The organism is Pseudomonas sp. Seg1 (genome assembly GCF_018326005.1).
Taxonomy (GTDB): domain Bacteria; phylum Pseudomonadota; class Gammaproteobacteria; order Pseudomonadales; family Pseudomonadaceae; genus Aquipseudomonas.
Map to the genome: position 1 here is coordinate 2,768,933 of NZ_AP021903.1, position 20,214 is coordinate 2,789,146.

The following is a 20,214-nucleotide window of genomic DNA, read 5'->3' on the forward strand; positions in this document are numbered from 1 at the left end:
CGCGGTCTGCTCATTCTGCTATTTCAATCTGCAACTGGCTGTCACAAGGATTCACCATGGATGACACGACGCTGGATCAACTCGAGGCCGCGCTGCTGGCCTCGCCGGGAAACGTCGCGTTGCTGACGCTGGTGCTCAAGGCCTGCCTTGAGCGCAATGACAGCCAGCGCGGCCTCAAACTGCTTCCCGCCGACCTGCACCAATTGCCGGACGCCGAGGCTCTGAAGCCGATCGCCGCGCAGCTGTACCTGGGCGCCGGGCAGGCTGAAAAAGCCTTGAACCTGGCGAGCGGTGAGGGCGCCCATCTGCAACTGTTGCGCGCACGGGCACTGGCCGACCTTGATCGCCTCAAGGAAGCGTTGGTCGAGTACCGCGCCGCCATCGCTGCCAACCCGGCGTTGGAAGACATGGCGCTGTGGCGTCGCCTGAACGTGTCGGTGGTGGATTTTGCCGCTGGCGAAGGGCGGCCGAAACTGCGGGTGATCTCCAACGACGACACCGATCAGACGGAAGTCCGCCGACTGTTGGTGCCAGACACCGAAACCGTGACGTTCAACGACATCGGTGGCCTGGACGATCTGAAAAAGACCATCCATAAAAAGATCATCCTGCCGTACCAGAAGCCGGGGTTGTTCGAGCGCTTTCGCAAGCGCGTCGGCGGCGGTGTGCTGCTGTACGGGCCGCCTGGCTGCGGCAAAACCTTACTGGCCCGAGCCACCGCCGGCGAGTGCAAGGCGAAGTTTTTCAACGTAGCGATCTCCGACGTGCTGGACATGTACATCGGCGAGTCCGAACGCAAGTTGCACGCCCTATTCGAGCAGGCGCGGGCGCAGGCACCGGCGGTGATGTTCTTCGATGAAGTCGAGGCGCTGGGCGGCAAACGCTCCAATACCCGCGAGTCGACGTCGTCGAAACTGGTCAGCCAGTTTCTCTCGGAAATGGATGGCTTCACCCATGACAATCATGGCGTGCTGATCCTCGCGGCAACCAACGTGCCGTGGTCGGTGGACTCGGCGTTCCGCCGTCCCGGTCGCTTCGACCGCGTGTTGTTTGTGCCGCCACCGGATCGTGCCGCCCGCGAAAACATGCTGCAACTGATGGTCAAGGGCCGTCCGCTGGCGGCTGATATCGATTTCGCCTTCCTTGCCAAACACACCTCGGGCTTCTCCGGCGCGGACCTCAGCGAGCTGGTGGAAACCGCCGCCGATGAAGCCATCGAAGAGTCGATCAGTGAAGGCGCCGAGCAGCCGATTTGCGACCGCCACTTCAAGCAAGCCTTGAAAGAAGTCCGCGCGACGACGCTGGAATGGCTGACCACCGCCCGCAACTACGCGCGTTATGCCAACGAAGGCAATCAGTACGATGAAGTGCTGGCCTTCCTCGACAAACATGGCAAGGGACGCTGATGGGAACCCAGAATATTTACCGCATTGAAGACGAACCGCGTCCGGGCGGCCTGGCGCGGTTTGCCGTGTCGCCGTTCTGGCCATTGCTGGCGCTGATGATGGGCGGGCTATGGCTGGGTTTGCCGTGGTTCGTGCTCAACTCGGTGGCTGTGGGCAGCCCGACGCGCAAGCGTGAGTGGATCTGGGTTGGCGTCGGTGCCGTGGGCAGCGTGATCCTCGGACTGGCCTTGATCAGCTTGTTGAACAACGGCTACCTGAGCACTCAGGCACAGATCCAGTACGCCTTGCTGGTCCTGGTGGTGTGGAAACTGAGCATCGGTTACGTGCTGTACACCCTGCAGAACTCGACCATCGAGCTGTATCAATATTATGGCGGCGTGCTCAATCGCTTCGCGCCGCTGGTCGCGCTCGCAGGCGCCTTCCTGCTCAAAGGAATCGTGGTCACTCTGGTGCCGGCGACCCTTTGGTATCTGGTGGTGAGCTGATGAATACCTCTTATCTGCTGCAAGTGGCTTATCAGCGGTTGCAGTCCGGCCACAACGACGGCGCCATCGACAGCCTGCGACAGTTGCTGGCCGATGACCCGGAATGTGCCGAAGCCCACGCCTTGCTGGCGCTGTGTCTGCTCAACATGCGTCGTCTGCATGCCGGGCGCCACGAAGCCTCGATGGCGTTGGCGATGGACCCGGCGTTGCCGTTGGCGCATTACGCCGCCGCGCATATCGACATGGCTGCGCGGCAATTCAAGGGTGCCGAACAGCACCTGTTGCAGTTGCTCGACATGGAGCCGACGGAGCCGCGTTACTACCGCAGTCTTGCGGACCTGTTTCAACTGACCGGGCGCCTTGCCCAGAGTCAGGCGCTGCTGGAAAAGGCGCTGGAGCTGGGCCCTGACGATCCGGCCAATCTGGTGGCGATGGCCGAATATCATCAGGCCTGTGGCCATTGGCAGCAGGCCGAAAGTTTTGCCCGACAGGCACTCCAGGCCGATCCCGGGCATGCCGGGGCCGTGGTGGTACTGGGTCGTTTGCTGCTGCGTCAGGGCGATATCAACGGTGCACGCGAACACGCGATCTGGGCCCTGCAGGAAAACGCCAGCAATGTCTCGGCGCTGAGCCTGCTGACCGCCGTGAAGGCTCGCAGCAATGTGTTCATGGGGCTCTGGTGGCGGTTCAACAGCTGGATGAACGACCGCAGTACGACCGGCGCCATCATTCTGTTGCTGGCAATGTTTGTGGTGTACCGCGTTACCGTGATCACCCTCACCGCACAGGGCTACCCCGGTGCCGCCGAGGTGATCGACTGGGTTTGGCTGGCGTTTGCTCTTTATACCTTCACGGCTCCGCAGATTTTCCGGCGTGCGCTGGAGAAAGAACTGACCCAGGTAAAACTTTCAAGGGAGTTCTAGGACGCCGGGCATTGCGCCCGGCGATCCGCTCGCTGACCTGATGCCCGGCAGTGTCTTGCCGCTTCAGCGCCGTTAAACTAGCGACATTCATTGGAGAGTGTTCAAACATGTCGTCTTTTGCCGAAATGATCAAAAACATCACCCCGGACATCTACGAGAGCCTGAAACTGGCCGTGGAAATCGGCAAGTGGTCGGACGGTGGCAAGCTCACCGCCGAGCAGCGTGAACTGTCGTTGCAGGCGATGATCGCCTGGGAAATCCAGAACCTGCCTGAAGATCAGCGCACCGGTTACATGGGCCCGCAAGAATGTGCGTCGAAGTCGATCGAAGTGCCGAACATCCTGTTCAAGTCGGATGCCATCCATTGATCGAGATTGGCCGCGGTGCAATCAGCAAAATGTCGGCGCGCCTGGACGGGCCGAATGTGCAATACGCGTTTCGTCTGGATGACGTCGAGGTGCCGGTCAATCCCATGATCGGCACCACGGTGCGTCTGGAATACCTGGGGGCGATCCACTGCACCCATTGCGGGCGCAAGACCAAAACCAGTTTCAGCCAGGGTTACTGCTACCCGTGCATGACCAAACTGGCCCAGTGCGACCTGTGCATCATGAGCCCGGAGCGCTGCCACTACGACGCCGGCACCTGCCGCGATCCGCTGTGGGGCGAGCAGTTCTGCATGACCGATCACGTTGTGTACCTGGCCAATTCGTCAGGGATCAAGGTCGGCATCACGCGTGCTACCCAGTTGCCGACCCGTTGGCTCGATCAGGGTGCGAGTCAGGCGTTGCCGATCATGCGCGTGTCGACGCGGCAGCAGTCGGGCTTCGTTGAAGACTTGTTCCGCAGTCAGGTGGCCGACAAGACCAACTGGCGTGCACTGCTCAAGGGCGATGCGGTGGCGGTGGATCTGGCACAGGTGCGCGATCAGTTGTTCGAAAGCTGCGCCGAAGGCCTGCAAGGCTTGCAAGAGCGATTCGGCCTACAAGCGATTCAGACGATTGCCGATGTAGAACCTCTCGAAATCCGCTATCCGGTCGAGCAATACCCGGCCAAAATCGTCAGCTTCAACCTGGACAAGAACCCGATTGCCGAAGGCACGCTGCTGGGGATCAAGGGTCAGTACCTGATCTTCGACACCGGCGTGATCAATATTCGTAAGTACACGGCTTATCAGCTCGCCGTGCATCAATAAGGACTCCAGCATGCGCACCGAACAACCGAAGATGATTTACCTGAAGGACTATCAGGCGCCCGAGTACCTGATCGATGAAACACACCTGACCTTCGAGTTGTTCGAGGACCACAGCCTGGTCCACGCGCAACTGGTGATGCGCCGCAACCCGGCACGTGGCGCCGGCCTGCCGCCGCTGGTGCTCGACGGCCAGCAACTGGAACTGCTCTCGGTGACCCTCGCCGATAAGGAACTGGCTGACGGCGACTATCAGTTGTCCGAGAACCATCTGACCCTGCAACCGACCAGCGAAACCTTTACGGTCGACACCAGCGTCAGGATCCACCCGGAAACCAACACCGCGCTGGAAGGCCTGTACAAGTCCGGCACGATGTTCTGCACCCAGTGCGAGGCCGAAGGCTTCCGCAAGATCACCTATTACCTCGACCGCCCGGATGTGATGAGCAAGTTCACCACCACCGTGGTCGCCGAACAGCACAGCTATCCGGTGCTGCTCTCCAACGGCAACCCGATTGCTTCAGGCCCGGGTGAAGACGGCCGGCACTGGGCAACGTGGGAAGACCCGTTCATGAAACCGGCGTACCTGTTCGCGCTGGTGGCCGGTGATTTGTGGTGCGTTGAAGACACCTTCACCACCATGACCAAGCGCAACGTTGCGCTGCGCATTTACGTCGAGCCGGAAAACATCGACAAGTGCCAGCACGCGATGAACAGCCTGAAGAAGTCGATGCGCTGGGACGAAGAGGTCTACGGTCGCGAGTACGATCTGGACATCTTCATGATCGTCGCCGTCAACGACTTCAACATGGGCGCGATGGAGAACAAGGGCCTCAATATCTTTAACTCCAGCGCCGTGCTGGCCCGCGCCGAAACCGCCACCGACGCCGCGCATCAGCGGGTCGAGGCGATCGTCGCCCACGAATATTTCCACAACTGGTCGGGCAACCGCGTGACCTGCCGCGACTGGTTCCAGCTGTCGCTCAAGGAAGGCTTCACCGTGTTCCGCGATTCCGGCTTCTCCGCCGACATGAACTCGGCCACGGTCAAGCGCATTCAGGACGTCGCCTATCTGCGTACCCACCAGTTCGCCGAAGATGCAGGTCCCATGGCCCACGCCGTGCGCCCGGACAGCTTCATCGAAATTTCCAACTTCTACACCCTGACCGTGTACGAAAAGGGTTCGGAAGTGGTCGGCATGATCCACACCTTGCTCGGCGCCGAAGGCTTCCGTAAAGGCAGCGATCTGTACTTCGAACGCCATGACGGTCAAGCCGTGACCTGCGACGACTTCATCAAGGCCATGGAAGATGCCAACGGTGTCGACCTGACCCAGTTCAAGCGCTGGTACAGCCAGGCCGGCACACCGCGTCTGGCAGTGAGCGAGTCTTACGACGCTGCGGCGAAAACCTACAGCCTGACCTTCCGCCAGAGCTGCCCGGAGACCCCGGACAAGGTTGAAAAACTGCCGTTCGTGATCCCGGTCGAACTGGGTCTGCTCGACAGCAAAGGCAACGAAATCGCCCTGCGTCTGGTTGGCGAGACCTCGGCTCAAGGCACCACGCGCGTCATCTCGGTGACTGAAGCCGAGCAGACCTTCACCTTCGTCGACATCGCCGAACAGCCGCTGCCATCGTTGCTGCGCGGTTTCTCGGCGCCGGTGAAACTGAGCTTCCCGTACAACCGTGATCAGTTGATGTTCCTGATGCAGCACGACAGCGACGGTTTCAACCGCTGGGATGCCGGTCAGCAACTGTCGGTGCAGGTGCTGCAAGAGCTGATCGCCCAGCAGCAGAAGGGCGAGAGCCTGGTGCTCGATCCACGGCTGGTGTCGGCGCTGCGTACGGTTCTGTCGGACGAGTCGCTGGATCAGGCGATGGTTGCCGAGATGCTTTCGCTGCCGGGCGAAGCGTACCTCACCGAAATCAGCGAAGTGGCGGACGTCGACGCCATCCATATCGCTCGCGAGTTCGCCCGCAAGCAACTGGCGGACAATCTGTTCGAAGCGCTGTGGCTGCGTTATCAGGCCAACCGCGACCTGTCGAAGCAGACGCCGTATGTAGCCGAGGCCGAGCACTTCGCCCGTCGCGCGTTGCAGAACATTGCGCTGTCGTACCTGATGCTCAGCGGCAAGCCGCAAGTGCTGGCAGCGGCGCTGGAGCAATTCGAAACGGCCGACAACATGACCGAGCGCCTGACGGCGCTGGCGGTGTTGGTCAACTCGCCGTTCGAAGAGCAGAAAGCCCTGGCCCTGGCCAGTTTCGCCGAGCACTTCAAGGACAACCCGCTGGTCATGGATCAGTGGTTCAGCGTGCAGGCCGGCAGCACTTTGCCCGGCGGTCTGGAGCGCGTGAAAGCGTTGATGCAGCACTCGGCGTTCAACATCAAGAACCCGAACAAGGTGCGTGCACTGGTCGGTGCGTTTGCCGGGCAAAACCTGATCAACTTCCACGCGGCGGATGGTTCCGGTTATCGCTTCCTCGCGGATCTGGTGATCGAGCTGAACGGCTTCAACCCGCAGATCGCTTCGCGCCAATTGGCGCCGCTGACTCGCTGGCGCAAATATGATGGTGCGCGGCAGGCGTTGATGAAGGGTGAGCTGGAGCGGATTCTGGCTTCGGGGCAGCTGTCGAGTGATGTGTATGAGGTCGTCAGCAAGAGCCTGGCCTAAGGTGTTTTAACACCAAGCCCTGTGGGAGCTGGCTTGCCAGCGATAGCGGTCTATCAGTCAACAGTGATGTTGAATCTGCTGCCGTCATCGCGGGCAAGCCCGCTCCCACAGTTATTTTGCGTTACTTCAAATCAAATCGATCCAGGTTGGTCACTTTCGTCCAGGCCGCCACGAAGTCCTTGACGAACTGCTCCTTGGCATCCGAACTGGCATACACCTCGGCCAGCGCCCGCAATTGCGCGTTGGAACCGAACACCAGATCAACCCGCGTCGCCGTCCACTTCACGCTACCGGTTTTACGGTCGCGGCCTTCAAACTCATCGGCATCCCTTGAAGTCGGCTTCCACTCCACGCCCATATCCAGCAGGTTGGTGAAGAAGTCGTTGGTCAACGCTTCGGTTTGCGAGGTGAACACACCATGACGGGTTCCCCCGACATTGGTATTCAACACGCGCAAACCACCCAACAGCACGGTCATTTCCGGCGCGGAGAGGGTCAGCAGTTGCGCCTTGTCGATCAACAGCGCCTCCGCTGAAACCCGGTATTTGCCCTTGCTGTAATTGCGGAAACCATCGGCAATCGGTTCCAGAAAACCAAACGAATCAACATCGGTTTGCTCCTGCGAGGCATCCGCACGCCCCGGCGTAAACGGCACCGTCACCGAGTGACCGGCGTTTTGCGCCGCTTTCTCGATCCCGGCATTGCCCGCCAGCACAATCAGATCCGCCAGCGAGACTTTCTTGCCGGCGGCGCCGCCATTGAACTCGCCCTGAATGCCTTCAAGAGTTTGCAGCACTTTGGCCAGTTGCTCGGGCTGGTTGGCTTGCCAGAATTTCTGCGGTGCCAGACGTAACCGGCCACCGTTGGCGCCGCCACGTTTGTCCGACCCACGGAAAGTTGAAACGGCGGCCCAAGTGGTTGAAACCAATTGCGACACCGAAAGCCCCGACGCAAGGATTTTGCTTTTCAGCGCGGCAGCGTCGCTCTCGTCGATCAGTGCATGAGTGACCTCTGGAATCGGGTCCTGCCACAGCAGTTCTTCGTTAGGCAGTTCCGGGCCGAGGTAGCGGGACAGCGGGCCCATGTCGCGGTGGATCAGTTTGTACCAGGCGCGGGCGAAGGCGTCGGCCAGTTGATCGGGATTGGCCAGAAAACGCCGGGAGATCTGCTCGTAGGCCGGGTCAAAACGCAGCGCCAGATCAGACGTGAGCATGGTCGGGTCAATGCGTTTGTTCGGATCGTGAGCGTGAGGAATGGTCCCGGCACCGGCGCCGTTCTTCGGTTTCCACTGATGCGCACCTGCCGGGCTCTTGGTCAGTTCCCACTCGAAGCCGAACAGGTTTTCCAGATAGTTGTTGCTCCATTGGGTTGGTGTGGTGGTCCAGGTCACTTCGAGGCCGCTGGTGATGGTGTCTGCGCCCTTGCCGGTGCCGAAGGCGTTTCTCCAGCCCAGGCCTTGCTCTTCAAGCCCGGCGGCTTCCGGCTCTGCGCCGACGTTATCGGCAGGGCCCGCGCCGTGAGTCTTGCCGAAGGCGTGACCACCAGCGATCAGTGCCACGGTTTCCTCATCGTTCATGGCCATGCGGCCGAAGGTTTCGCGGATATCGCGGGCCGAGGCTACCGGGTCCGGGTTGCCTTCGGGACCTTCCGGGTTCACGTAAATCAGGCCCATCTGCACAGCAGCGAGCGGGTTTTCCAGATTGCGCTCGCCCTGATCGGTGCGGCTTTCTTCTTTGCCATGCAAATCCGGTTCAGCCACCAGCGTGCCGTCGCCGGGCTCCTGCATGGCGGACTTGTCTTTGCCGTAACGGCTGTCGCCACCCAGCCATTCGTGTTCCGAACCCCAGTACACGTCTTCGTCCGGTTCCCATACGTCGGGACGACCGCCAGAGAAACCGAAAGTCTTGAAGCCCATCGATTCCAGCGCGACGTTACCGGTGAGCACAATCAGGTCAGCCCAGGAAATATTGCGGCCATATTTCTGCTTGATCGGCCACAGCAGACGGCGGGCCTTGTCGAGGCTGACGTTGTCCGGCCAACTGTTGAGCGGGGCGAAACGTTGCTGTCCGGACCCCGCGCCACCACGGCCATCGGCCGTGCGATAGGTGCCGGCACTGTGCCAGGCCATGCGGATGAAGAGCGGGCCGTAGTGCCCGAAGTCGGCCGGCCACCAGTCCTGGGAGTCGGTCATCAGCGCGCGCAGGTCTTGTTTCAGCGCCTGAAAATCCAGGCTTTTGAAAGCTTTGGCGTAGTCGAAGTCCTTGCCCAACGGATCGGACTTGGGCGAGTGCTGACTCAGGATTTTCAGGTTGAGTTGATTCGGCCACCAGTCACGGTTCGTCGTACCACCACCGGCGGCGTGGTTGAACGGGCATTTCGATTCGTTAGCCATGTTCGGGTCCTTATCAGGTCTGCTACGGCCGGCTCGTGCCGACTTCGGACTAGTAAGGCTAGACCCGACTGGATGAGTCAGCTAATAGCCCGACTATTGGGGGCTGATAGGCGCAGTCTTTCAGGATTTTTTCGCGACTGGCGCCTCTGCCTTAGGCGTTTGCTCAGAAGTTGAAATCCGCGTCCTTGAGCGTTTGGCGACACGCCAAAAGTCAAAATCGTAATGACAGGGTGAAATGTTATTGTATAACATGAAATTCGTTTCATTCTGTTTCTGTCAGTGTCGTGTGCAAGACGCTGGCAGCGATGCTCACTTTTCTGCTCACGGAAGTTCTGAAATGCCTGCCCGTTCCCAGCCCCTGCAACGACGACTGACTCCCTTGGCCGCCGCGCTGCTGCTCGCTTCACCGGTATTCGCTGCTGACACCCTCGAATTGCAACCGCAAGTGATTACCGGCAATCCCTTGGGCAGCCAGATGCTGGCCTCACCGGCGACAGTGCTCAGTGGCGATGACCTCACGCTGGCACAGAAGGGCAGCCTCGGTGAAACCTTGAACAAACAGCCCGGCGTGTCATCGTCGTATTTCGGCCCGGGGGCCAGTCGTCCGATCATTCGTGGTCAGGACGGTGACCGGATTCGCATCCTGCGCAACGGTGTCGGCGCGCTGGATGCTTCGTCGTTGTCTTACGATCACGCTGTGCCGCTGGACCCGGTCAACGTTGAACGCATTGAAATCATCCGTGGCCCGGCCGCGCTGCTTTACGGTGGCAGCGCCATCGGCGGGGTGGTCAACACCTTCGATAATCGCATTCCCACCGAAGCCATCGACGGTATCCATGGCGCTGGCGAGCTGCGTTATGGCGGCGCCGATACCACCCGCAGCAGCGCCGGCAAACTCGAGGCGGGTAACGGTGACTTTGCCCTGCACCTGGACGCCAGTGCTCGGGAGTTCAATGATCTGAAAATTCCCGGTTACGCGAAAACCGGCGCTGAGCGCGCCAACGATGATGGTGATTCACGCAAGCATCGTCTGGCCAATAGTGACGGTCGTCAGGACGGCGGTGCAGTCGGCGGTTCGTACACCTGGGATGACGGCTATGCTGGCCTTTCGTACAGCAATTACGACTCCAATTACGGCTCGCCCGCCGAAGACGACGTGCGCATCCGCATGGAGCAGGAGCATTACGCCTTTGCCTCGCAGATACGCAATCTCGACGGGCCGTTCAGTTCAATCAAATTCGACGCCGGATACACCGATTATCAACATCGGGAAATTGAGGGCGGTGAGGTCGGCACGACATTCAAGAACAAGGGTTACGAGGCGCGGGTCGAGGCCCGGCATCAGCCGCTGGGGCCATTCGAAGGGGTGATCGGCGCACAGGTCAGCCGCAACGAGTTTTCGGCGCTGGGTGAAGAAGCGTTTGTGCCGCAGACCGATACGAATGCCGGTGCACTGTTCATTCTTGAGGAGCTGCAAGCCACCGAGCGACTGTTGTTCACGCTCGGTGGACGGCTTGAGCACACTACGGTTGACCCGGATGCCAAGGGCAACGAGCGTTTCGCCAATGCCGACCGCTCGAGCAGTTTCACCGCCGGCAGCCTGTCGTCCGGTGCGGTGTACACACTGACGCCGGTTTGGTCGGTTGCCGCCACCGTCGGTTATACCGAGCGTGCGCCGACGTTTTACGAGTTGTACGCCAACGGTGCGCATGTCGCGACCGGCACTTATGAAGTTGGCGACGTCGGGCTGTCGAAAGAGAAAGCCGTCTCCAGCGACCTCGCTCTGCGTTTCGACAACGGCACGCACAAGGGCAGTGTCGGTGTGTTCTACAGCCACTTTTCCAACTACATCGGCTTGCTCGGTACGGGCCGAACGCTGAGTGATGAAGGCGAGGAGGATAGCGGCGGCATTCCTGAATACGCTTACTCGGGTGTGCGTGCGCGCTTCAGTGGCATCGAAGCTCAGGATCGCTGGAGTCTTGGCGAGACTGCCTACGGCAAGTTTGCCCTGGAGTTGTCCGGTGATTACACCCGCGCGAAGAACCTGAATAACGGCGAGGATTTGCCGCGCATCGCGCCGCTACGCTTGAACAGTGGCTTGCTATGGGAGCTGGATCGTTGGCAGGCGCGGATCGACCTTGAGCACGCCAGTTCGCAGCATCGTGTGCCGGCCAATGAAAGCAGCACGGATGGCTACACCACGCTGGGTGCCAATGTCGGTTATCACTTTGACGTCGGTCAGAGCAAATGGCTGGCTTTCGTCGATGCCGATAACCTGACCAACCAAACCGTGCGCTACGCCAGTTCGATCCTTCGCGACGTTGCGCCGGCACAAGGACGGAGCATTCAGGTGGGATTGCGCACCACGTTCTAAATCACTCCCCCCCATGCAGGAATTTGGTCGTTCCCGCGCCGAGCGTGGGAACAATCAAGAGGGGCGGGTGATCAGGTGGACTGTGCGGCTTCGTCTTCCGGCACGTCGTCGAGCGTGTCTTCCTGGGCTGGCAATTCCGTGATCACGCTGAAATCCGTGACCTCGACGGCTCCGAGGCCATAACCCAGCAGATGGAACGAAAAGGCTTTGCGCGGTTGCGGGTTTTCGAAGCTGAAATCCATCTCCAGCGGCTGATCGGCGGTGGCGACCATTTCCGCCGGCAATCCCAGTTGCACGTCCTGTTCGAATTCCTTGGCCTTGAGTTGAATGAACGCCGCCTGCTGCGGATCCACCGAGCGCACGGTCAGGCGTACACGGGTGTGCGAGCCCTTGGGCATTTCCAGGTATTGCGCGCCGATCAGGTTGTCGGCCCAATCGTCGATGATCTGTGCTTGCAGCGGGATGATGTTGTTGCTGCCGAACTGATAGCGATGATTGAGCGGGGTGCGCAGCAGCGACAGGTCGAGTGCCGTGGCGCGGGCTGCGATCTGGCGAGCGCGCTGACCGCTGTAGGTGCCTTTGAACGTGGCGCTCTCGGCGATGAAACCGGTGCTTTCGTAATAGCGGCAGCGGCGCGGCATGTCACATTCGGAAAAAATCCCCTTGCCGTCGTGATAGCGCAGTTTGCCGTTGGTGAACGACATGATCTCGCGCCCGGAATCGTAGTCGCGAAACAGCGAACGACCGCTCAGCGCGGTAGGCACCGGCAGGTCGAAGTAGTCGAGGATCGACGTGCTCAGATCGACATGGCCATACACCCCGGCATTGAGTCGCGGCAGTTGCTCATGTTCAGGTGCCAATGTCAGGTTGAAACCCCAGGAAGAGGCCAGACGCACGCCGTCGATGCCGTGGGATTCATCCGAGGTGATCACCACGAGGGTGTCTTTCAATACACCCTGGCGCTCAAGTCCGCTGAGGAACTGATCCAGTGCATCGTCCAGATAACCGACAGCCGCCTGCTTCGGGGTGTCATAGCGCTGCAGATAATCTTCCGGCGCGGAGTAGGGCTGATGGGTGCCCACCGTCAACAATGTCAGCATCCACGGTTGCTTTTGCTTTTTCAGTTGACCGACATAATCCAGGGCACCTTCAAAGAAGGCCTTGTCGTCCTTGCCCCACGGGAATTCCAGATAGTTGCTGTTGGTGAACCACTCCAGGCCATGAGTCGCATCGAAACCGATGTGCGGCATGATTTTGTCTTTGGCCATGAAGCGCAGGCCGGCGCCCTGCAGATAGTGGGTGCTGAAGCCGTGTTCGCGCAATTGCGCCGGCAGACAGGCCTGATTGCGCTCCTTCTGGGTGAGCATTTCCACGCCTTTGGGCGTGCCGTTGTTCAGTTTGTCGTAATCACCGCAGAGCATGGCGTACAGACCGCGAATGGTCTGGTGTGTATGCAGGACGTAGTCCGGGGTGTTCATGCCGCGCTCGGCCCAACGGCTGAGTCTGGGCATCAGGTCTTCCTGATAATGGCTGCCGATGGCCTCGCGATTGGCGCGGATGTAGGCACCGGGAATGCCTTCCAGGGCGATGACCAAAACGTTGCGCGCCTGACCTGGCGCAGTCAGCAGCTTGTGACCATCGAGATCGACGTCGGTAAGGCCGGCCATGGATGGCGCGACTTCTTCGACATCACCGTCCAGCCATTCCTCGGCCTGAATCTGCACATCGGCGACCTGAGTGGCCAGCAATTGATGGGGCAGGTTGTACGCTCGCCACGGATCTTCCTCGCTCGGCCACAAATTCTGTGCGCCCCAGTGCGCGGCGAACAGCGCCAGCGGCGCCGCCCACAATGCGCGAGGCAGGGCCGGGCGGGCGATGCCGCGTCCGGCAAACTGGGTTAACAACCAGACCAGCAGCGCCAGCAACAACGTGACGCCCACACCTGGATGCGCCAGCCCACCGCCGGTGGAGTTTTCGACAAATTGCGGATCGAACAGGTAATGCAGATCGGCCGGGCTCGGCAGTCGGCCGACGGCGCTGACCAGTTCCGCCGTCGCCACTGCCAACAGGCCCCAGAACAACAGCACCGGCAATGCCAGCCACCACGCACGGCGATGCAGCAGAATGACCAGCGAGCTGCCGATGGCCAGATCCGACAGATAACCCAACGGTGTCGACCAACCGATTGCTGCACGCAGGCACACCGGAACGATCAACAGCAGAAAAATCAGGGAATAGAGGCGGGCACGCGGATGTCGCAAGCCGTTCAAGAAAGCACTCACAAAAAAAGACCTTCCAGTCATTAAACCGTCAAAAAAGTGTGCGCGATGATACCAAGGGAGAGCTGTCTGATCGCCTTTTTAAACACACGGGTGATCTGTTGTCAGACGGCCCTGGAACCGGGGAAAAGGTGCTGGAGCCTTGACAGGCGTTCGTGTCAGACGATCAGGCCATAGGCGGCAGGCGAATCGGTGCAGGCGCTTTATTGTTTCAGACTGTTTATCTGGCCGTTGAAGCCGGGTAATCCCGCCAACAAAGGTTGGAACGGGTGTACGGCCGAGGCAATGGCACGCGCGCCGCTCAAGAATGCCGCTCACCGGGCGATACCAGTGATCTACACGTGCGCCGCAAACCATCGATACGGCGCACGGCATGAATCAGTTGTCAGACTCGGAAATCAAAAATGCTACGGAAAGTTTTCACCTCATTCGCTCATTGGGGCGCTATCACTCTGTGTCTCACCGTATTGAATGGATGCTCGACTGCGCGCTATGACGGTACCCGGCCACCGGATCCGGCCAAGGCGCTGATTGTGGGTTCGATTACCGAAGGTTATCTGACGCAACCGCATGGGCTGACGGTCGAAATCAGACAATTGAACGAGCCGAACGCGTCCATTACGTTGCAAACGCTGTATAGCGAAGACGATCAGCCTTCCGCCAATCTGCTCGGGCACTTGTTCATGTACGAAGTGCCACCAGGGCGTTACCAGTTCACCGACTGGCGCTACCAGTATTACCTGGGTAATGCGCTCGCACGCCCGGCTCCGGTGGTATTTGAGGTGAAGGCCGGTCAGACACTGTACATCGGCGACCTTTACGCCAATGCCCTGACGTTCTGCCTGTCCAACGTCGATAACGCTGAGAAAACGGTTGAAGGCCTCAAACGCAAGTATGCAGTTCTGCAAAACCGCACGATTTACAACCTGACCGCTGAAAGCGCTTTCAAACCCTGGCCAACTTCTGACGCCAAAGACTCGGGCAAAGGACTTTGCATGTTCTGATGCATGCGTTCGCTCTAGCTGTCCTGCCACCGCTTTTCGCTCAAGGAAAAACATTGATGAGCCGCACCATACTGCTCTGGACCAGCCTGTTGGCCAGCCTGATCCTGCTCGGCGGATGTAACACCGGACCCGACTTGAAGGGCCAGCCATTCTTCAGTGCCGTGGAACAAGCGCAGCCGGATCAGGCAACGCTGTATTTCTATCGCACGGCCGCGTCGGTCGGGTACTTTGTGACGCCCACGATCAAGGTCAATGGAAAAGACGTCGGGGTTTTACCGTCGGGCGGGTATTTCAAAACGAGCCTGCCGGCCGGGCGCTACAGCATTGAGTCGACGTCGCCCCCTTTTGTCAGCAGCAGCGTCAACAAGCGTTTCGACCTGAACGTCGAGAACGGCAAAACCTACTTCATTGCCGATCAGACCAGCTCGCAAGCCTTCAGTGATGAACAGACGCTGGGTGAGTTGAACGACGCCTACTACTCGGGGGCGCATTTCTTTTTCCGTTATGCGCTAGTGCCGGAGGAGGAAGCGTTGCGTTCGATCAAGTGGTGTCAGCAGGTGCCGGTGGCCGTCAGGTAACCTTTTCAGCCGTGGTACCGGGTGGCGATGATTGGTCAAATCTCGCCACGCGGTTCACGTCAGTTCAGCCCATCATCAAAGATGCTTTCAATCGGCATCTCAAACGCCCGGGCGATCTGAAACGCCAGCGGCAGGCTCGGATCGTAGCGTTCGTTTTCAATCGCATTGATTGTCTGGCGTGACACGTTAAGCCGTTCAGCCAGATCGACCTGTGACCATTTGCGTTCGGCGCGCAGTTCCTTCAGGCGATTTTTCATTGGTAACGGCGTCGGGCGATTTGCAGGCCGAGGATCCACATCAAGCCCATCACTGGCCACACGCAGGTCCATGGAATATGCGGGGCACCGACGTTTTCCAGGAAACCGTAGCTGAAGGTCAGCAGGGCCGAGGCAGCGAAGGCGAAACCCAGCGCTTCGAACTGGATGCGCAGGTGCATTTCATCCATGCGCCGCATGTTGCGCACGATCGCCCAGCACATCAATCCGGCCGGAATCATCGGCGTCACCGCGACGGCTGAGCGCAGAACAATGTTGGCCTCCATCAGATACTGCGAGGCGATCAGTGATGCAGTCAGCACCAGCATGTAAAGGATCAGGGCTGCGCCCAATTCGAGGTAATAGCGGTTCATGCTGCACTTCCTGTGTAAAAGACCCTTTACATACTCGCTGAAGGTTTCTTCGGTGTAAAGCACGCTTTCCATAAAGTTCGAAACGCCTGACTTTTCTCGAGCCAAAAAAACGGGGCGGCCTGATCAGTGATCAGGCCGCCCCGTGGGTACTGCAGTCAGTCAGATCAATGCATTTTGCTGTGATCGTGACCTTCCATGTTGGTCAGTGAACGCACGGCGGCCTTCACTTCAACGGTTTCTTTCTCGCCCTTGGCGTTTTCCACGGTCAGGGTCAGCGGCACGCTTTCGCCTTCTTTCAGTTGACCGGTCAGGCCCATCAGCATCACGTGGTAACCGTTCGGGTCAAGCTTGACGGCTTTGCCGGCCGGCAGTTCGACGAACTTCACCGGGCCCATGCTCATGACGTCGTTCTTCATGGTCATTTCGTGGATCTGCACGTCTTTGGCCACCGGGGTCGCGACGCTGAGCAGCTTGCTGTCGCTGTCGGCGGTGAGGATCATGAACGCGCCGCTGGCGGACTGGGTTGGTACGGTGGCACGAACCCAGGCATCGTCGACTTTGGTTTGCGCGGACGCCTGGAACGCCAGGCCCAGCAGCGAGAGACCCAATACCGCGTGTTTGATCGAGTTCAAAACAGGTTGCATCAGCAAACCTCCATAACAGTAAGCAAATCTTCCGTGCATTGTTCTGCCGAAAGCGAGGTGGACAGACCCAGGCGCAAGCCGCCGTTGGAGTCGTAAACGTAACTGGTGGCGGTGTGCGAGATGGTGTACGTGTCGCCGGCGGGGACTTTCTCGTAGAACACGTCGAATTCCTTGGCCGTGGCCTGGGTTTCCTCAAGCGTGCCGTACAGCGCAACGAAGGTCGGATCGAAGGCTTTCATGTAGGCGTCGAGGATTTCAGGCGTGTCGCGTTCGGGATCGAGGGTGATGAAAATCACCTGCAAGCGATCGCCATCGGCGCCCATCAGCTTTTTGATTTTCGCCGCGCGGGCCAGAGTGGTCGGGCAGACGGCCGGGCACTGGGTGAAGCCGAAGAACACCATCGGCATCATGCCGCGAAAGCTCGACAGCGTCATGGTTTCGCCATCGGTGTTCTTCAGTTTGAAGGTGCGCCCCATGATCTTGTTACTCAGATCCTTGCCGTACTTGTACGACAGTTGGCCACGGGTGTCGCAACCGGCGAGCAGGCCGAGCCCGAGTACGCCCATTCCCGCAAGCACCTTGCGGCGAGTCAACAAAGCCGTCATCTAATACCGCCTTTTGCAGCCCGTCAGTCGACAGGACTGGCGGGGGGGTTAACCGTAAAAGCGGCGCATGATACCAAACTGAACCGGCGAGTCGGTTTTTGATCGGCTGACAGGGTGTCGCAGGGCGACAAAAGGTGTAAGAAAAAGTGACGGGTGCTTACTGAACTTTCGCCTCCGTTGCCCGCCAACCGCCGCCCAGCGCGGTGTACAGATTCACTTCGGCGACCAGTTGCGCGAGGCGGTCGGTGATCAGCCCTTGCTGCGAACTGAACAGTGAACGCTGGGCATCGAGAAACACCAGACTGCTGTCGACGCCATTCTGATAACGGTGTTGCGCCAGGTTGTAATAGTCCTGAGTGGCTTGCACCAGATCGCGCTGCGCCTGTAATTGCTGCTGATACGTGCTGCGTGCCGCCAGCCCATCGGCGACTTCCTGAAACGCCGTTTGAATCGATTTCTCGTATTCGGCCACGGCCACGTCTTTCTGCAATTTCGAATAATCAAGGCTGGCGCGCAGGCTGCCGGCATTGAAAATCGGCAGGCTGATCTGCGGCTGAAACGTCCATGCCCCGGAGCCGGCGCCGAACAAACCCGAGAGGTCGCGGCTGGACGTACCGGCGTTGGCCGTCAGACTGACGCTGGGGAAAAACGCCGCTCGCGCCGCGCCGATGTTGGCGTTGGCCGCTTTCAGTTTGTATTCGGCCTGGAGAATGTCCGGGCGCCGTTGCAGCAGATCCGACGGCACACCGGCCGGCAGTTGCAGCACCAGATCGCTGGCCAGCGGACGTGCAGGCAAGGACTCCGGCACTGGCGCGCCGACCAGCAGCGTCAGGCTGTTCAAGTCCTGCGCGACCTGACGCTGATAACGCGCCAGATTCGCCCGAGAGGTATCAACGCTGGTTTTCGCTTGAGCCTGCTCCAGCGCCGACGACTTGCCGGCCTCACGGTTGCGCGTGGTCAGGTGCAGGCTCCGTTCATCGGCGGCGAGGGTCTCGCGAGTCAGGGCCAGCAGTTCCTGATCGGCGCGCCAGGTCAGGTAGGCGTTGGCGACGTTGGCCACCAGGCTCAGCTGTGCACTGCGCCGCGCCTCTTCGGTGGACAGCCAGGTTTGCAAGGCCTGTTCACTGAGACTGCGCACGCGGCCGAAAAAATCCAGTTCATAGGCGCTGATACCGAGGTTGACCGAGTAGGTCGAGTTGATCATGGCTTTGCTGCGGGTCACGCTCGGCGGCATGCGTTGCCGCGATTCGCTGGCGTTGGCCGACACCGCCGGCAGCAGGTCGGCGCGCTGAATGCGGTACTGCGCCTGGAAGGCTTCGACGTTCAACGCCGCTACACGCAGGTCGCGGTTATTGATCAGGGCGCTTTCGATCAACTGTTGCAGGGCCGGGTCGTTGAACAGCGTGCGCCAGTCTTCGTCGGTCGTTGCCGCCTGCGGACCTTGCGGGTATTGCGCGGCACTTGGTGAGGCGGGGCGTTGATAGTCGGGAATCAGTGAGCAACCAGCCATCAGCATGGCCATGGACAGCAAGGAAATTCGCAGGGTGGACATCGAACAGCCTCATGCGCGGAAGATGAAGGATTGAAAGCAGACGAGCATTTTGTGGTGAGGGGATTTATCTGTGGTGAGGGGATTTATCCCCGATGGGGCGCGAAGCGGCCCCTCTTTTGATCTGAAAAGAAGCGGCCTGCTGCGCAGGCCATCGGGGATAAATCCCCTCGCCACAGGTAAATTCCCAGATCACAGGTAAATCCCCAGATCACAGATAACTCCCCAGATCACAGGTAACTCCCGAAACACAGAAAGATCTCTCTCCACAGTGTTAACAGGTCAGGAAATTCAATGGTTCAGATCACGCCCCGGCCATCCATTTCGCCAACCCATGCCGGCCACTGACACCCAATTTGGCCGTAGCGCGTTTAAGGTAGGTCTCGATCGAACTGTTCTTGACCCGCAGCTTTTCCGCCATGTGCGGCACCGTGCCGCCGGTCAGCAAACCCAGGCAGACTTCTTTTTCGCGTGCCGACAGCACAACGCCGCTCAACATCAGGCGCTCATCGAACACCAGCGCAAGGGGGGCGTGATCCAGATCGATCGAGGGCAGGCGCGGTTGTCTGGCGATGGTTTGCCGACTGATCTGCGCATGTCGCTCGATCAGAGGCAGCAGGGTGTCGGACAGACTCTTGAGGAATGACAGCTCCGGCAGGGAAAACACCCGTTGAGTGTGCGGACGGTAAAACGAGATGACGCAACGGCGGTTGGACGTGCGTGACACCAGATTGCATTGGTGGACGCTGTGTTGCGGGTGGCAGGGCAGAAGCGAGGCTTTCAATTGGATCAACAGTGAATCATTCATCTCGATCATTTTCTGCAACAACGGGTGATCGTCCGGGCTCTCCAGGGGATCCGGCGGCGGGAAGGTTCGTGCCGGACCGGCACTGCCCAACGGCTTGATCTCGACCACGCTGGCCTGACGCTCATCAAGCGTCCACTCGGTCAGATCGACCCGATTGACCGGCACCAGAGTGTCGACCAACTGGAACATGTTCGTGGCGAAGTGATCATCGCCCGTGCTTGCAATCAGTTCCCCCAATTGCCAGTAGAAGTGCGGGTTTTCCACATTGCGAATACTGCCGGTCAGATTCATATCCTTGTCATCCCTGGTACAGAGCCATCACTGAATCGTCTGCCGTCTATGTAAAAGCCGCCCACGCAGTCATTTCTCCTTGAACATGATCTGGAGCGGGATTTAAGCCTATGGATTTGTCCTACGTCTGTAGGGGAATCCGGGGACACAAAGTGCCAGCATTTCTGATTGTTGGCGCCGGGGTTCTGACGGGGTTGATTGCTGGAAAGTCGTTCACCGTGACCATTCAGTCACTGCAAGGGCCCGGAAAATCGGCAGATCGTGTTCCTCGATTGCTGATGCTGGGGCAAATGGCAGCATTGGCATGTGGTTCTTTTCCTACAAACTTTTCAGTATTTTCTCTCCGAAAACTTAGACAGGACCTATGCGAAAAAGCCGATAAGCA

At 59.4% G+C, this 20,214-nt stretch carries 17 protein-coding genes; 9 read left to right on the forward strand and 8 right to left on the reverse strand.

Annotated features, from left to right (window positions below; translation table 11 throughout):
* Positions 1–56: 56 nt before the first annotated feature.
* The 6 genes from KI231_RS12390 to pepN all read left to right on the forward strand — a co-directional run bounded on the left by KI231_RS12390 (position 57) and on the right by pepN (position 6,677).
* Entirely contained in the window at positions 57–1,406 is a 1,350-nt protein-coding gene (locus KI231_RS12390; RefSeq protein WP_103303516.1) for an ATP-binding protein, read from the forward strand.
* Positions 1,406–1,891 carry a hypothetical protein gene (locus KI231_RS12395; protein WP_103303517.1) on the forward strand — a complete coding sequence of 162 codons (486 nt, stop codon included), beginning with the start codon at positions 1,406–1,408 and terminating at the stop codon, positions 1,889–1,891. Before KI231_RS12390 ends, KI231_RS12395 begins: the two co-directional genes overlap by 1 nt.
* Positions 1,891–2,814, forward strand: coding sequence for a tetratricopeptide repeat protein (locus KI231_RS12400; protein ID WP_213028410.1), 924 nt, complete (start codon positions 1,891–1,893; stop codon positions 2,812–2,814). Before KI231_RS12395 ends, KI231_RS12400 begins: the two co-directional genes overlap by 1 nt.
* A 107-nt stretch (positions 2,815–2,921) precedes the next feature.
* Complete coding sequence (locus KI231_RS12405) at positions 2,922–3,182, forward strand: YeaC family protein (protein ID WP_008079610.1); 261 nt, start codon at positions 2,922–2,924, stop codon at positions 3,180–3,182.
* A complete protein-coding gene (locus tag KI231_RS12410) occupies positions 3,179–4,009 on the forward strand; it encodes a DUF2797 domain-containing protein (protein WP_213028411.1) in 831 nt (276 codons plus the stop codon). Before KI231_RS12405 ends, KI231_RS12410 begins: the two co-directional genes overlap by 4 nt.
* A 10-nt stretch (positions 4,010–4,019) precedes the next feature.
* Complete coding sequence (gene pepN, locus KI231_RS12415; RefSeq protein ID WP_213028412.1) at positions 4,020–6,677, forward strand: aminopeptidase N; 2,658 nt, start codon at positions 4,020–4,022, stop codon at positions 6,675–6,677.
* Positions 6,678–6,798: 121 nt separating this feature from the next.
* Here the strand turns inward: pepN and katG are convergent, their stop codons facing one another.
* Positions 6,799–9,069, reverse strand: a complete 2,271-nt coding sequence (katG, locus tag KI231_RS12420; protein WP_213028413.1) for a catalase/peroxidase HPI — start codon at positions 9,067–9,069, stop codon at positions 6,799–6,801.
* Between the two features lie 337 nt (positions 9,070–9,406).
* Here katG and KI231_RS12425 point away from each other — a divergent pair, with 337 nt between their 5' ends.
* A complete protein-coding gene (locus tag KI231_RS12425) occupies positions 9,407–11,443 on the forward strand; it encodes a TonB-dependent receptor (RefSeq protein ID WP_213028414.1) in 2,037 nt (678 codons plus the stop codon).
* 71 nt (positions 11,444–11,514) lie between these two features.
* Here the strand turns inward: KI231_RS12425 and KI231_RS12430 are convergent, their stop codons facing one another.
* Entirely contained in the window at positions 11,515–13,746 is a 2,232-nt protein-coding gene (locus KI231_RS12430; protein WP_213028415.1) for an LTA synthase family protein, read from the reverse strand.
* 380 nt (positions 13,747–14,126) lie between these two features.
* Between KI231_RS12430 and KI231_RS12435 the strand changes: the two genes are divergently transcribed.
* Both KI231_RS12435 and KI231_RS12440 read left to right on the forward strand, forming a co-directional pair.
* On the forward strand, positions 14,127–14,726 hold the full coding sequence (locus KI231_RS12435; protein WP_213028416.1) for a hypothetical protein: 600 nt from the start codon (positions 14,127–14,129) through the stop codon (positions 14,724–14,726).
* Positions 14,727–14,782: 56 nt separating this feature from the next.
* Entirely contained in the window at positions 14,783–15,304 is a 522-nt protein-coding gene (locus tag KI231_RS12440) for a DUF2846 domain-containing protein (protein ID WP_213028417.1), read from the forward strand.
* A gap of 59 nt (positions 15,305–15,363) precedes the next feature.
* Here the strand turns inward: KI231_RS12440 and KI231_RS12445 are convergent, their stop codons facing one another.
* From KI231_RS12445 to KI231_RS12470, 6 genes are all read right to left on the reverse strand, one after another.
* Positions 15,364–15,561, reverse strand: coding sequence for a helix-turn-helix transcriptional regulator (locus KI231_RS12445; RefSeq protein ID WP_103303527.1), 198 nt, complete (start codon positions 15,559–15,561; stop codon positions 15,364–15,366).
* Positions 15,558–15,932, reverse strand: coding sequence for a hypothetical protein (locus KI231_RS12450; protein ID WP_103303528.1), 375 nt, complete (start codon positions 15,930–15,932; stop codon positions 15,558–15,560). The genes KI231_RS12445 and KI231_RS12450 overlap by 4 nt, the downstream gene beginning before the upstream one ends.
* A gap of 164 nt (positions 15,933–16,096) precedes the next feature.
* Positions 16,097–16,576, reverse strand: coding sequence for a copper chaperone PCu(A)C (locus KI231_RS12455; protein ID WP_213028418.1), 480 nt, complete (start codon positions 16,574–16,576; stop codon positions 16,097–16,099).
* On the reverse strand, positions 16,576–17,181 hold the full coding sequence (locus tag KI231_RS12460) for an SCO family protein (RefSeq protein ID WP_090284058.1): 606 nt from the start codon (positions 17,179–17,181) through the stop codon (positions 16,576–16,578). The genes KI231_RS12455 and KI231_RS12460 overlap by 1 nt, the downstream gene beginning before the upstream one ends.
* 157 nt (positions 17,182–17,338) lie before the next feature.
* Positions 17,339–18,733 (reverse strand): efflux transporter outer membrane subunit, encoded by a 1,395-nt coding sequence (locus KI231_RS12465; protein WP_213028419.1) that lies wholly within the window; start codon positions 18,731–18,733, stop codon positions 17,339–17,341.
* A 301-nt stretch (positions 18,734–19,034) separates the two neighbouring features.
* A complete protein-coding gene (locus KI231_RS12470) occupies positions 19,035–19,829 on the reverse strand; it encodes a helix-turn-helix transcriptional regulator (protein ID WP_213028420.1) in 795 nt (264 codons plus the stop codon).
* Positions 19,830–20,214 lie beyond the last annotated feature (385 nt).

Bases quoted from the DNA above. Each gene is read 5' to 3' on its own strand.
- KI231_RS12390 (WP_103303516.1), top strand. From the start codon at position 57: ATGGATGACACGACGCTGGATCAACTCGAGGCCGCGCTGCTGGCCTCG.
- KI231_RS12395 (WP_103303517.1), top strand. From the start codon at position 1,406: ATGGGAACCCAGAATATTTACCGCATTGAAGACGAACCGCGTCCGGGC.
- KI231_RS12400 (WP_213028410.1), top strand. From the start codon at position 1,891: ATGAATACCTCTTATCTGCTGCAAGTGGCTTATCAGCGGTTGCAGTCC.
- KI231_RS12405 (WP_008079610.1), top strand. From the start codon at position 2,922: ATGTCGTCTTTTGCCGAAATGATCAAAAACATCACCCCGGACATCTAC.
- pepN (WP_213028412.1), top strand. From the start codon at position 4,020: ATGCGCACCGAACAACCGAAGATGATTTACCTGAAGGACTATCAGGCG.
- katG (WP_213028413.1), bottom strand. From the start codon at position 9,069: ATGGCTAACGAATCGAAATGCCCGTTCAACCACGCCGCCGGTGGTGGT.
- KI231_RS12425 (WP_213028414.1), top strand. From the start codon at position 9,407: ATGCCTGCCCGTTCCCAGCCCCTGCAACGACGACTGACTCCCTTGGCC.
- KI231_RS12430 (WP_213028415.1), bottom strand. From the start codon at position 13,746: ATGACTGGAAGGTCTTTTTTTGTGAGTGCTTTCTTGAACGGCTTGCGA.
- KI231_RS12435 (WP_213028416.1), top strand. From the start codon at position 14,127: ATGCTACGGAAAGTTTTCACCTCATTCGCTCATTGGGGCGCTATCACT.
- KI231_RS12440 (WP_213028417.1), top strand. From the start codon at position 14,783: ATGAGCCGCACCATACTGCTCTGGACCAGCCTGTTGGCCAGCCTGATC.
- KI231_RS12445 (WP_103303527.1), bottom strand. From the start codon at position 15,561: ATGAAAAATCGCCTGAAGGAACTGCGCGCCGAACGCAAATGGTCACAG.
- KI231_RS12450 (WP_103303528.1), bottom strand. From the start codon at position 15,932: ATGAACCGCTATTACCTCGAATTGGGCGCAGCCCTGATCCTTTACATG.
- KI231_RS12455 (WP_213028418.1), bottom strand. From the start codon at position 16,576: ATGCAACCTGTTTTGAACTCGATCAAACACGCGGTATTGGGTCTCTCG.
- KI231_RS12460 (WP_090284058.1), bottom strand. From the start codon at position 17,181: ATGACGGCTTTGTTGACTCGCCGCAAGGTGCTTGCGGGAATGGGCGTA.
- KI231_RS12465 (WP_213028419.1), bottom strand. From the start codon at position 18,733: ATGTCCACCCTGCGAATTTCCTTGCTGTCCATGGCCATGCTGATGGCT.
- KI231_RS12470 (WP_213028420.1), bottom strand. From the start codon at position 19,829: ATGAATCTGACCGGCAGTATTCGCAATGTGGAAAACCCGCACTTCTAC.